Annotated in this window: 10 protein-coding genes; 7 read left to right on the top strand and 3 right to left on the bottom strand. The window is 54.7% G+C overall.

Translation table 11 applies throughout. From position 1 onward, the window contains the following. The first annotated feature begins 119 nt into the window (after positions 1–119). The 3 genes from QQ91_RS13585 to QQ91_RS13595 all read left to right on the top strand — a co-directional run bounded on the left by QQ91_RS13585 (position 120) and on the right by QQ91_RS13595 (position 6089). A complete protein-coding gene (locus QQ91_RS13585; RefSeq protein WP_166275458.1) occupies positions 120–869 on the top strand; it encodes a peptidylprolyl isomerase in 750 nt (249 codons plus the stop codon). Then, positions 869–3823, top strand: coding sequence for a peptidase domain-containing ABC transporter (locus tag QQ91_RS13590; RefSeq protein ID WP_166275460.1), 2955 nt, complete (start codon positions 869–871; stop codon positions 3821–3823). Before QQ91_RS13585 ends, QQ91_RS13590 begins: the two co-directional genes overlap by 1 nt. A gap of 70 nt (positions 3824–3893) precedes the next feature. After that, a complete protein-coding gene (locus QQ91_RS13595) occupies positions 3894–6089 on the top strand; it encodes a response regulator (protein ID WP_166275462.1) in 2196 nt (731 codons plus the stop codon). A 96-nt stretch (positions 6090–6185) separates the two neighbouring features. Here QQ91_RS13595 and QQ91_RS13600 read toward each other — a convergent pair whose 3' ends face one another. Further along, positions 6186–6944 (bottom strand): phosphoadenylyl-sulfate reductase, encoded by a 759-nt coding sequence (locus tag QQ91_RS13600; protein WP_166275464.1) that lies wholly within the window; start codon positions 6942–6944, stop codon positions 6186–6188. 148 nt (positions 6945–7092) lie between these two features. Then, positions 7093–7515 carry a Fur family transcriptional regulator gene (locus QQ91_RS13605; RefSeq protein ID WP_166275466.1) on the bottom strand — a complete coding sequence of 141 codons (423 nt, stop codon included), beginning with the start codon at positions 7513–7515 and terminating at the stop codon, positions 7093–7095. 257 nt (positions 7516–7772) lie between these two features. On the opposite strand from QQ91_RS13605, the gene QQ91_RS13610 reads away from it, so the two are divergent. Further along, positions 7773–9563: a TolC family protein gene (locus tag QQ91_RS13610; protein ID WP_166275468.1), complete on the top strand. Its 1791-nt coding sequence runs from the start codon at positions 7773–7775 to the stop codon at positions 9561–9563. A 31-nt stretch (positions 9564–9594) separates the two neighbouring features. Here the strand turns inward: QQ91_RS13610 and QQ91_RS13615 are convergent, their stop codons facing one another. Next, complete coding sequence (locus QQ91_RS13615; protein WP_166275470.1) at positions 9595–10065, bottom strand: DUF4079 domain-containing protein; 471 nt, start codon at positions 10063–10065, stop codon at positions 9595–9597. A gap of 129 nt (positions 10066–10194) precedes the next feature. Between QQ91_RS13615 and QQ91_RS13620 the strand changes: the two genes are divergently transcribed. The 3 genes from QQ91_RS13620 (at position 10195) to QQ91_RS13630 (ending at position 13060) form a co-directional block, all read left to right on the top strand. Further along, a complete protein-coding gene (locus tag QQ91_RS13620; RefSeq protein WP_166275472.1) occupies positions 10195–11604 on the top strand; it encodes an HD domain-containing phosphohydrolase in 1410 nt (469 codons plus the stop codon). A gap of 1 nt (position 11605) precedes the next feature. Beyond that, positions 11606–12253 (top strand): pentapeptide repeat-containing protein, encoded by a 648-nt coding sequence (locus QQ91_RS13625; protein ID WP_166275474.1) that lies wholly within the window; start codon positions 11606–11608, stop codon positions 12251–12253. Positions 12254–12703: 450 nt separating this feature from the next. Continuing rightward, positions 12704–13060: a hypothetical protein gene (locus tag QQ91_RS13630; protein ID WP_166275476.1), complete on the top strand. Its 357-nt coding sequence runs from the start codon at positions 12704–12706 to the stop codon at positions 13058–13060. Positions 13061–13317: the final 257 nt, after the last annotated feature.

Genomic DNA, 13317 nt, shown 5'->3' on the forward strand with positions numbered 1-13317 from the left:
AAGTTTCTTAAACTGGGTCAACCGATCTTCGCACAATCAAAAGTACCTTAGGGTAGTCTCATAGGGAATCATGTATGTTTAACTCTATGCCGATCGCGTTCTAAATTCATCCTTGATTTATGACCAGGCAATACAAAATTGGCCAGCGCGTCTTTTCCTCTGAACTTATTATTCCTTTGCTGCAACAGTATCAGCTATTGCCTCAGTTTCTGCGAGAGTGCTTGATTGAGCAGGCCCTAGAGGACATTGATCTGTCTGCCGAAGAGGAGCAGCAAGCGGTACAGGAATTTTGCCTACAAAATCAGTTAGAAGATCCCCAAGCCCAGCAGCGCTGGCGAGATCACTATGGCATGACCCCCAATCAGCTTAAGGCCTTGGCCCTGCGCACCTTTCGGCTCCAGCGATTTAAGCAGCAAACCTGGGGGGCGAAGGTGGAGTCTTTATTTCTCAAGGAAAAGGAGAAGTTTGATCAGGTGGTCTATTCCCTGGTGCGGACTGACAGTTCAGAGATTGCTCAGGAGCTTTTTTTCCGGCTCCAGGAGCAGGAACAGGGATTTTCCGAGGTGGCGGCCACCTACTCCAAGGGGCCTGAAGCGCAAACCGGGGGGCTGATTGGTCCAGTTGAGGTCACCAAGCTTCACCCTAAACTAGCTCAGGTACTGCTCTCCAGCGAACCCGGCAAAATTCGTCCTCCCCTTCGCATTGACCAATGGATTGTCCTGGTCAAACTTGAACGCCTCCTGCCCGCCACTCTGGATGATGGATTACGGGAGCGGCTCGTTGAACAGCAGTTTCAAGATTGGCTTCGTTTGCAAATGGAACAAACTCAACTTGAAGTGATCGACCCCAGTCAGGCCGCAGTCGTGTAATGCAAACCAACTCCAACACCACCGTTACGGACTTCCTTAAAACCGTTCCTGGGTTTCGTGAGATGCCCCTCACGCGCGTCGAGGAAATTGCCGCACAGTTTCAGCCCCTGCGCTATCCTCTAGGCCGCACGGTGCTCACAGCAAAATCGCTACCGACCCAGTTTTATCTGGTTTTTCAGGGCCAAATTCGATTACTCGGATCCGACCCGCGCAATGACCAACCGGTTACCCTCAGCCTCCTCAATCCAGGAGATGCCCTGGGCTGGGTGGGGTTGGTACGTCAGGTGCCCTGCGAAACGGCCATTGCCTCCACAGACACCATCTGTTTGACTCTATCGGCTCCAGATTTTCTGGCGCTCTGTCGCCAGGAAGCAAGTGTGGCTGAATATTACAGCCATCAAATTGGTCTGGTGGAGGTGTTTGATCTGCTGGGAGAGCAGCTCAAGATCCATGCAGAGGGCCAAACCAACCTCAAGGAATTAGCCCTGACCCTTTGGCCCAGGGCGGTGCTGCATCAAGCCTGCGTTTCCCCAGAGGCGGCCCCCCTTGACCCAAGCTTGAACTGGTACATCAGCCGCGGACCAGAGCAAAGGCCGGGTTCACTGCTCACAGAGGAGCAGGTGCGATCGCCGGGGACTTCCCTCCCCAACGGGGACTACCGGCTGGTGGGCCTGCCCAGTTGGACCCAAGAAGCGGCCCGGCAGTCTTCAGCGGTGGTGACCCAGCCCGTGGCCCTGAACTGGGAAAATATTCCGGAAGCACCGGAGCGGCCTGAGCGTGCTGATCCCCAATCCCCCCGTGGGCGCAAAGACTATCCCTTTGTCAGTGGTCGCGGCCAAATTGATGCGCCCCTGGCCTGCTTCCATATGCTCAGCGAGTTTCTGAACCTGCCCTTTCGCCGTGATGTCATCCGCCGAATTTTGGTCAGCCAAATCCAGCGCCAGGGAGAAATCTCCTTACCAGTGTGCGGAGCCATTGCCGAAGTCATGGGCCTGCGTGCCAACCTGGTTCAGGTGCCCGCTAACGCCTTTGCCCAAATTCCTGGTCCAGCTCTCACCCTGGTCGATGGCAGTATCGCGGTCGTGTATGACGCCAACGCAAAGCAGGTGACCCTGGGCATTCCGGAGCATGGCCTGATCAAGCAAAAAACCTCAGCCTTTCTTGAGCATTGGACTCCAGACAGTGGGGTTTTGCTGCTGGAGAAAACCCATCAGACCCCGCAAAGGCGATTTAATCTGAACTGGTTTTGGCCCTCGATCAAAAAACATCGGGGCATCTTAACGGAAGTTTTGTTGGCATCCTTTGTGGTGCAGCTGTTCCAGCTGGCCAATCCCTTAATCACCCAGGTGATTATTGACAAGGTGCTGGTGGAGAACAGCATCTCAACACTGAATGTCCTGGGCATTTTGCTCCTGGTTGTAGCCCTGTTTGAGGCTCTGCTGGGGGCCTTTCGCACCTATCTCTTTGTTGACACCACCAATCGCATTGATCTGTCCCTGGGGGCCGAGGTCATTGATCACCTACTGCGTCTTCCCTTAGGCTATTTTGACCGCCGTCCCGTGGGAGAGTTAGCGACCCGCGTCAATGAGCTGGAAAATATCCGCCAGTTTCTCACCGGAACCGCATTAACCGTCGTTTTAGATGCGGTGTTCTCGGTCATTTACATTGTGGTGATGGTGATCTACAGCTGGCTGTTGACGATTGTTGCCCTCGCCACCGTGCCGCTCTTTGCCCTGCTCACCCTGCTAGTGTCCCCCCTCATTCGACGCCAGGTGCGGGTGAAAGCAGAACGTAACGCAGAAACCCAATCCTATCTCGTTGAGGCCGTATCGGGCATTCAGACCGTCAAGGCTCAAAATATTGAACTCAAGGCCCGCTGGCGCTGGCAGGAACGCTATTCCCGCTACATCAGTGCTGGATTTGACGCGGTGATCACCTCAACGACGGCGGGATCGGTCAGTAATTTTCTCAATAAGCTGTCTGGACTCTTGCTACTCTGGGTCGGGGCCTACCTGGTCATTAGTCAGCAGCTTTCCCTGGGAGAACTCATTGCCTTTCGAATTATTGCCGGGTACACCACCAGTCCCCTGTTGCGTTTGATTCAGCTCTGGCAAAACTTCCAAGAAACGGCTCTCTCCCTGGAGCGCCTGAGCGATATTTTAGATCATCCCCAGGAGGTGAGGGAGGAAGAGCGGGATAATATTCCCCTGCCGCCTGTGCAAGGGGCGATTGTTTACCGAGATGTGTGCTTCCGATTTAAAGACCATGGTCCCCTGCAGCTGCACAATATTAACCTCACCATAGAGCCGGGTACCTTTGTGGGAATTGCCGGACAAAGCGGATCGGGCAAAAGTACGCTGGTAAAACTCCTGATGCGCCTATACGAACCTCTGTCTGGGCAGATTCTGATTGATCGCTATGACATCAGCAAAGTGGAACTCTACTCTCTGCGACGACAGATTGGGATTGTGCTCCAGGATAGTCTCCTGTTTGATGGGACGGTGCGCGAGAATATTGCCCTGTCCCAGCCCGATGCTTCCGATGAGGAAATTATTCAGGCGGCCACGATTGCCTTTGCCCATGACTTCATCATGGAACTGCCCCAGGGCTATAACAGCCGCGTGGGAGAGCGGGGGGCAGCGCTGTCCGGGGGGCAACGCCAGCGAATTGCCATTGCACGCACGGTTCTGCAAAATCCGCAGCTGCTGATTATGGATGAAGCCACCAGCGCACTGGACTTTAACGCAGAGCGCCAGGTATTTCAAAACCTGGGCTCTGCCTTTGCCGATCGCACTATTTTGTTTGTGACCCATCGTCTGGCAACCTTGCGAGGAGCCGATACAATCTTGATGCTCGATCAAGGGCGAATTGTGGAGATGGGAACCCACGCTGAGCTGATGGCTCAGCAGGGTCGCTACTACTGGCTGTATCAACAGCAGGAAGCTGCACTCTAGCCACAAGGTCAGTCTATTCCTAGTGTTTTAATGTCTAGCCCCACTCAAACGGATCTACAAGGAGAAAGTCATGATTCGCATTTTGCTGGCTGACGACAGCATCACGGTTCGTCAGAAACTCCAATATATGCTGGAGCCAGAGGCGGATTTTGAGATTATCGGTACCGCAGATAGCGGCGAGAAGACGGTTGAGCTGGCGGGCAGCCTGGCGCCTGACGTGGCGCTTGTGGATATTGAAATGCCGAACGTGGACGGGTTGACAGCTACCAAACAAATTAGTCAGCGCTACCCGGACGTGAAGGTACTCATTCTTAGCAGTTACGGAGATGAAGCCTATATTCAGCAAGCTCTGAAGGCGGGCGCCCGCGGATATCTGCTCAAAAATACGCCTGCAGCGGAGCTGTTCCACGCCATTCGATTTGTCCAGAAGGGCTACCTGCAGCTTGGCCCCGGCCTATTTGAAAAGTACGCCCATAGTGATGCTGAGTCCCAGCAGGCCCAGGGGTTGACCGATCGCGAAGATCTCTCCTCGAACCCCGCTGACCCATCCCAGGGGCAGGACCTTCCAGTTTCCACCACCGTCCTTACGCCTGTCCCCGCTTCCCTACCGGCAAAGCAAGAGACAACCGCAATCCAGCCTTTACCGAGGGCCGAAGCCACACCGGTTCACGTAGAAGCCTTTGACCGGCCCGTGGTGCTGCGCCAGTCCCCCGTCTGGTCCCGTGCAATCGTATGGCTGATCATTTCGGTGGCGACGCTGACCACAGCCTGGGCCTTTATTTTTAAAATTGAAGAGGCCGTCCCAGCCCAGGGACAATTGGAACCGCGGGGAGCGGTGAAGGAGGTACAGGTGCCCGTGGGGGGGGTGGTGCAAAAAGTCATGGTTGAAGATGGAGACTCGGTTAAGGAGGGGCAGGTGTTGGCAACCCTTGATCCCCAAGCGGCCCAATCCGAGTTGAAAGCCAGCCAGAAGATTCGCCGAGATTTGCTGCAGGAAAACGAATTTTATCGCCGTCAGCTGAAGGGAGAATCGGGAGGCGATGTTAGCGTTGAGATTCCGGCTAAATTTATTTCGCTGACTAAAAATCGTCAGGCCTTGGTGCAGGAGAATGTGCTGTACCGGGCACAGATTAGCGGCACCACGAACCTCAGTCAATTTTCGCCGGAGCAGCGATCGCGGATTATCGCCAGTCGGACCCGCGAGAGCAGTAGTTCGCAGGCTGCCCAGTTACAGGTGGCACAGTTGCTAGAGCGAAAAGCGCAGAACGGATCTCGCCTCCAGCAAATCAAGACCCAGCAGCAACAGAACCTAACGCGCCAACAGGCACAGGAGATTGGCATCGAGAGCAGCAACAAAACCCTGACCTTTGAGAGGGCCACCCTGGTTGATATTACCGATGCCTACGAAAAAGGCGCGATCGCAGGATTACAATTTAAGCGTCAGCAGGATCAAGTTCAGGTGGCTCAGGCCACCTATGATCGGGCGGTTAAGGAACTCAATGAACTCAAGCAAGAGTACCAACGGCTGATCCAGGAAGAAAACCAGATTCGTCGGGAAGGAGACGAAATTCAAAAACAAATTGAACAAGCTCAGGCCCAGGTTGACAACACCGATTCCACCAACCAGGAAGACCTCCTGACCCGCATTGCGGAGAATCAAAAGCAGATTGACGAAATTGACAGTCAGCTCACCAAAGCAATTGTGGAAAACGAGAAGCAAATTGCAGAAATTGATAATCGCCTTAACCAAGCGCGTCTCACGCTCCAGTATCAAGAGATCCGCTCCCCCGTGGATGGCGTTGTGTTTGATCTCAAGGCCAGCAACAACTTTGTGGCCAATACCAGTGAACCGATTATGAAGGTAGTGCCCTCTGAGGATTTAGAGGCAAAACTCTACGTCACCAACCGCGATATTGGCTTTTTGCAGAATAACTATCTGCTGAAACAGGCAAAGGATCAGCCCTTGCCGGTGGATATCCGCATTGATTCCTTTCCCTACAGTGAATATGGAGATGTCAAGGGAGAAATCGTCTGGATTGGATCCGATGCCTTACCTCCCACGGAAACTCGCCCCTATCCTAGTTTTCCGGTGCGGGTCAAACTGGATAATCAACGCCTGCAGGTGCGCAAATCGGAGGAGAAACTGGCGCTGCAATCGGGCATGGCCATTAGCGCTAGTATCAAAGTCCGCGATCGCCCGATTATCAGCCTGATTACAGAGCGATTTACCCAACAGATTGAGAAGCTGAAGTTCCTGCGCAATTGAGATCGAGAAGATCCAACCTCGATTGCGGAGGGACAGCCCCCCGCTCAATATCAGGGTCTGTCATTTACGGTGAGGGGCAATTCAGGGGATTTGGCATTAGAGTGAGCTGGAATCAAAGCTATCTGATTCCTCCTGGGTTTGGGGTAAATGCAGTCCACACTCCTGCTTCATGCCCTGGAAGCGAGTTTGGCGTTCATGCTCATCCTTGTCGGTCATGGGTCGGCTGGAATGCCAGTCGCCCACCGTGGCATAGCCCATGTCCTTCATGGGATGATAGGGCAAGTCATAGGCGTTGAGATACTGATCCACCTCTTGAGCGCTCCAGGCCAAAATGGGATGAATCTTGTAAATCTCCTGCTGACGAGCGATATGTCCCAGATTTTGCCGGTAGGTGGTTTGATCTCGGCGGAGACCCGCCAGCCAGGCCCGGGCGCCCAGATCCTTCAGGGCTCGCTGCATCGGTTCCACCTTCCGAATGCGATCGTAAAGATTGAGCGCCTCCACTGTTCCTTGAGTCCAGAGTCGTCCATGAAGTGCCTCCATGCGGGCCGGACTCAGGGTGGCCTGGAAAACCTGCAAGTTAAGATGTAGCCGATCTGTTAAAGCTTGGGCAAAGCGGTAGGTGGCCGGGGGCAAATAGCCAGTATCAATCCAAATCACGGGAATATCTGGCACAATCTGGGTTGCCAAATGCAGCATAACCGCGGACTGAATGCCAAAACTGGTGGTCATCACCAGCTGAGATCCGAATACATCGGCAGCCCAGGTGATGATCTCCGCAGCACTCCGCTGGGACAGCGTTTGATTGATGGTGTCTAAATTCAATGGGTTGGCTTCGAGATTGATGCAGCTCAAGTGGATTCTCCTAAGACTTGCCCCATAGAACACTCTATTAAATTTTGGGTTCAATGCAGCGATCGTATCTCCGAATTGCCAGGCCCAGCCCGTTGCTCAATGCACTCTCTGAAGGCTCCCCCTTTCTCTCCCCTAGTCCGCCTGCCTTCTAGGTCATTTTAGCTTTAGGTTGGGGTTCATTTTGCTGCTTCTGGCAAGGAACGCACAGCCCGAAAAACTCAAGGGTGTGGTAATAAATCTGAAATTGAGAGGACCGTTGTAGCTGCTGTTCCAGGGCATGAACTGGACACTCTTCGTCCTGAAGCGCAATGGAGTTGCCGCATTGAACACAGGTCAAATGATGGCGGTCAGCCTGGGTGAGACTGTAGAGAGTTTCACCATTGGCCAGGAGGCGAGCCTGGACTGTGCCGCTCAGCTTGAGTCCCTCCAAGGCACGATACACCGTCGCTAATCCCAGAGGATGGTCCGTGCCTCGCAACTGCATATAGACCTGCTGAGCCGATAGTTCAGAATTTTGCTGTTTCAGTAGCTTTAGGACTTTATCTTGACTCCTCGGTCGCCGCGATTTCATGGGGTTCTATCGTTAACGCTACTCCCATTATCACCTGAGACCTTCCCCCCTGCTGCGATCCTTCAAACGGTGGGGTTAGTTGAGGAAGGTCGCACCAAATTTCTGGGATTTGCTGACATCCTCAGCCTTAAACTGCTATGTTTACAGAAGTTTAGATATCTAGCTCGCAAGTGCATAGGGGTCATGCATCGCAATCTCAGTCCGAAGGCAGTCTAGTCCAAAAACACTAGGCTGCAACGTTGTACAAGGTAGCGCTGATGAATGACCTAACCCGCATGGGGAATTTCCGACGAATCGTTGCTCGCCGAGCCTTACTCCTAGGAGGAGTCATCGGTGCTGGAATAATTGGCAGCTCAGTCAGCGTGGTTGAGCCCATGCCAATCTCGCCCATGTTAATCTCGACGCCCTTTGCGCCCGCCCGAGCAGAGGCCGCACCGTCAGTGGCCGCACCGTCAGTGGCCGCACCGTCAGTGGCCCAAGCCCTACCCCCGGCGTCTAGGGATCAAACCCTGACCCTGGAGACCGCCACCGAAATTGCCGAGAGAAACAACGAAGAGCTCAAGGTGGCAAAGCTTCAAGTTGAGCGCAGTCAAGCCGCATTGGAGGAATCCGAAGCCGCCAAGCTTCCCTTTGTGACCGCGAGAGGCAGCGCCTTCCGCAGCGATAATGCTAACTTCAGCCTTAACCCGGCTGCGACACCGGTGCGTTCAGGGGAGCAAGCCCAGGTGCAGCGGCAAACCCAGCTCAATGCTCAGCGTCAGCGTCAGCGGGCCCGGCAGCAGTTTCGTCAGCAGCTGCAGCGGTTACGGGTACTCCTGCGAGGAGATACGGATCTATCTGGCCAGGATAATTTTGACCAGCAGGTCACCGAACTCCAGCAGCGCGCCGGTGAGTCTGCCATTCTCCCTTCCCCCGATACAGTGGGGCCTCTATCTCCCTTTGATTCCTTTTCGCCGACCAGTGTGGCCGCCCTTAACAATCTCATTCAGAACACCATTCGAGCCAGTGTTTCGCTCAATTACAACATTCTGACTGGAGGCCAGCGTTCGGCTACCATTCGAGCCGCGCAAAAACAGCTTGAATTTGCCCAGCTTGACGTTGATCGCTTACGACTACAGCTGCGCCAAAATGTTGCGAATGACTACTACGACCTGCAAGAAGCTCGCGCACTCTTGCGAGTTGCCCTAGATGCCGTGCGCAATGCTCAGGCCTCCTTGCGCAACACGCTCCTGCGAGAACAAGCGGGCGTTAGCACTCAGTTTGAGGTGTTACAGGCCCAGGTGCAGCTTGCCAATGCCCAGCAGGCGCTAACCTTTGCCGAGGGGCTGCAACTCATCGCCCAGCGTCAACTCGCAGAGACCCTCAGCTTACCGTCAACGGTCAATCTTGTGCCCACCGATGCCGTCGCGGCCCGAGGCCGCTGGTCCATGGATTTACCCGAAAGTATTCTTGTCGCCCTGAATAATCGAGTGGAGCTAGATCAGATTCTGCTCACTCGAGAGATTGCCCAGGAACGTCGCACCATTGCTCAGGCCAGTCTACGCCCTCGTCTGCGAACCTTTGCTGGCCTCAGTGCCTCTGCCAGTGACGCGGAGCAGGGCGTGGGCGACCTTGGGTTTCAGGGAGAAGTGGGCTACAACCTCGGTCTTCAGGTGGATGTCAATACCTTTGATGGAGGGGAGTCTCGGGCTCAGGTGCAGGCTGAAGATGAGAATATTCGCATTGCCGAAACCCAGTATGCCGATCAAAAAAATCAGATTCGCTTTGCCGTGGAACAGGGCTATTTTTCCCTGGAGGAAAACCTGGAAAGCATTGAGACAGCGCGCAATGAACGGGATTTTGCCTTGGAAAGCCTAGCCCTGGCGCAACTTCGACTTCAGGCCGGCATTGGCACCCAGTTAGAGGTGATTCAGGCAGAAACTGACCTAACACGGGCCGAAGGCAATTTGATCTCGGCAATTCTTGACTATAATCGCGCCCTGGCAGCGCTCCAGCGAGCCACGAGCAATGATCTGCCGGTGCAGCCCTTCGAACCTGAAAATCCTTGAGGGGACGCTGGAATAGTCCCATTCCCCCAGACTAGGGCAAATATTTCTGGACCACAGACCATCCGGATAGGGAAACCAAAATCAAGGCAACCCCAAGGGCAACATTCATTCGAAGATGAAGGGGTCTTGCCCAGGGGCGCTGGGGATGGATCTGGCTTGCGGACCAGGCGGAGATTAGGGTTAAACCGACCACCGTAAGACCGGCCGGTAAATGCCAGGAATGGCCGAGGCTTCCGTAGTGCCCCAAGGTGCCCACCAGACCGATCAGCAGCAGTCCTAACACCAGGAGGACCAGGAGGACCCCCAACCCAAAGTGGAGACGGCGAATCCAGGGAGAGGTCGATCGTTGGCGTGACTGACGCTGCGATCGCCAGAGTAGCCCCAGCACAGCCAAAAGTCCGTAGCAAGTGACCGAGAGGCCCATGGACCAAGCTGCAATTCTCCACAGCCATAGAAAAGAGGGGAGATTGTCCGGAGTGAGGTTGATCAAGAGTAGCGCCATGAATTAATAAAAAAAGATCATCGCTGGTATCAGTGTTACCTTATAGGATGCAACCAATGCTGTGCTGGCTTTCCCGCAGCCCAGCAAGGCTCGCCTTTGGATCTCTCTCTATGTCCTGCTCCGGCTACCATGCAACCTGAGTCAACGCTGAACCAGCTCAAACAATTATGTCCTTCGGGACAACTCCCCTCCAGCTACGGAGTGTATTTCAAAAATACCCTGGTTGCACTGTGCCATGCCTTAGAAGATCATATTCTTGACACTTGCTCCTCAGATCCCCATCAGCAACCGTTGGTCCTGGTGACCTTTCAGCAGGGTAAGTGGTACTTACAGGAAGCCGACCGCTATTGGGATTTGGCTGCTTGCTGTCGCCATGTGGTGATCGCGGCAGTCCAGGACAGCGGTTTAATTGGACACCGCACTAGCCAGCGTGAGCAGGTATCCCTATGCCCGCTCGATCCCCAGGACTCCCTGGTTAACGAATGGAATCTGGTGATCCTGGCTCCCCAGTATGCGGCAATGGTGCTCTGCCATGAACTGGATGAAGCCGCCTATCATCCCCAGTCCATCCCTGGGGTGGATGCGGAGCGGAAGTTTTACGGCCTTTGGACCTTTGAGCGCGAGCTAGTTGAAGCAGCAGCCCATATCCTCATTGAGCGGATGAGGCCCTACAGTTCCCAGCAGGCTGATCAGCTCCAAGCCTATCAGGCAGCAATTGCCCAGGTGCAAAGGCCAGGGCAGATTGACCTGAGCAATGTGGTCACCCGCATCGTCTCCTATCTGCAAACCAGTCAAGAAAAGCTGGTGACCGTTAGTCGACAAACCCAGGAGATGTGGGAGCTCGAAGGGCAAGCTCTCAAGCTCAACCGCAATCTGGCTGCCAGCAAGCTGCAAGCATTTCTGAGGATGGCGCGGCGGGTCGATGAACAAGATACCGATAATCCCGTTGCCTCGCTACAGGTGGCGGCACTCAGTGAAACACTTGGGCAACTGCTGGATCTGTCCACGCTTCAACTGCGACGCCTGCGGCTGGCTGGGCTGCTGTTTCGCATTGGCCTGGCAGAGGCGCCCCAGGAGCTGTTTTTACGACCGCGGGAGCAGCTAGATGCTTCGATTCAATCCATGTGGCGCGATCGATCCCTCCTGAGTGCACGACTCTTGAGCAGCATGGCGGAACTCGCTCCTATAACCGCGATTGTGCGTCATTTTCTAGAATATTGGGATGGCAGCGGCACCCCGGATGGCCTGAAGGGGGAAGCGATTCCGATCGAGTCCAGAATTTTAGGTTTAGTGAGCTATTTTCAAGAGCTCACCCAGGCACGGGGCGATCGCCCCGCCCTGGGTTTAGGAGAGGCCCTAGAGCAATGTCGCCACCACAGCGCCTCTCGTTTCGACCCATCCCTGGTGGACACCCTGGCGAATGTTGTGCGGCTGGTTGAAATGGGACTGATGGAGCTTCCAAATCAGCCTGGCCAGCTGCCCTCTGTTTGGGTCGAAGACCCGTTAACTCCAGCCAACGCAGCAGCCAAATCCCTTTAAGATGACAGTGATTGAGACCCTCCAAGCCATTCGGGCAGGACAAATCAAAGACCTCCGGGGCGCCAATCTTGCCCAGGTCGATCTCTCAGGAACAGTGCTAACCGGAGTAAACCTGGCCGGGGCAAACCTGGCCGGAGCCAACTTGACCGGAGCCAACCTGGCCGGGGCCGATTTATCTGGGGCTGACCTCAGCCATGCCATCCTGCGCTGCAATCTCCGCGGGGCTGATTTAGGAGGATCTTGCCTGGTGGGCGCGGATCTGCGCAATGCCGATCTGCGGGCCGCGACCTGCCTAGACTGCCAGCTTGCGCAGGCGAGTCTCGCCGGAGCACTCCTCGCTGGCGCAACCCTGAGTCGACTCAATTTATCTCTGTTGGACCTGCGCGGCTGTGACCTGCGCGGCGCAAGCTTAACCCAAACGCTTTTGGTCCAGGCCGATCTTTCAGCGGCAAATGCCTCCGGGGCCGACTTCACTCAGGCCGACCTAGAAGAAGCAGTGCTGGTGCAGACGGTCTTTCGGGGAACTAACCTAACGCGCGCCAACCTATTGTGTGCCCAAATGGATCTGGCGCAGTGGGACGGGGCCTTGCTCATCGACACTTGCCTGGAGGGAACGGCCCTGGATGTGGGATCATCTCCGCAGCCCTGAGAGTCCTCCAGGGATACTCCATGGAGGGGGGGCTGTGTCCCCAGGTCACGGCTTCGACCAGGGCGTTTTGCCCTGCGAAGCGGTTTCGCTAAGGCGTTCATTCCTAGGATACGTGGCCGTTTTGCGCAACACATCTTTATAGACACAGACAGCAGTTTATGTTTGAATAGCGGTTACATTATCTCTAGGATGTTCGGTTAACTCAGGGCTCTGGGCATGATTAGCTTACCTCTGTGGGTGAATCATCCTAGTGTGGATGAGGGAGTGAGATCACGTGAGTTCCCCAGAATAAAGCGCCGGTTCTCGTAGACCTGTCGGTCTGCAAGGTGTGGATCTGCAGTGTGACAGATGGCACAGATTACAACTGACAACCATCATGGGCATTTCCTAGGGTGTCTTTTATTCTGGTAAGAATCAATCGCAGTACGACTATATTTACGGAGTCTTCCCATGAAACACCCGATTCGAGCCTGTGGCGCATTCCTGACCGTTGCCAGCCTTAGTGGAGCCACCGCCATTGCAATGATGGCTCCTCAAGTCGCAAAGGCCGAAACCCCAAGATATACCTATAGTGCTCAGATGGTGGAGCGCTATAATTCTGGCTGCCGCGAAAAACTTCAGGTTCGAGGCTACACCGAGGCTCAAGCCATCAAATTATGTCAGTGCTCCCTGACTCAAATGCAGATGCAGCATTCGCAAACGGCCGCGATTGTGATCTTGACTGGAGCACAACTCAACCCGATTAAGGATCCGCAGCTGGGTCTTCCGACCACCCTCAGCAAGTACTTTACTCCCTGCTTTGGCTAGGTCTGGTTTGGCTAGGATCTGGAGTGGATGGCCCGCTCTTGCACTCCCTGGGATGGGGGGAACCCTGAGAAGATGAAGTATTTCTAAGAGTGACCCATAAAAGTATCCGATGAAACCCTAGGGGCTTCACAGCCCCGTCACTCCAGATAAAATAAACCGCAGAGATTGACGCGAGCCCCCAGTTGGATTCAGCTGGGGGCTAGGTTTAGGGCGGCAAGTCAGCCAATCGCCTGCCCCTAGAGGATGTCCGAGGTCAT

The sequence above is a fragment of the Lyngbya confervoides BDU141951 genome (assembly GCF_000817775.3).
Classification (GTDB): domain Bacteria; phylum Cyanobacteriota; class Cyanobacteriia; order Thermosynechococcales; family Thermosynechococcaceae; genus Lyngbya; species Lyngbya confervoides.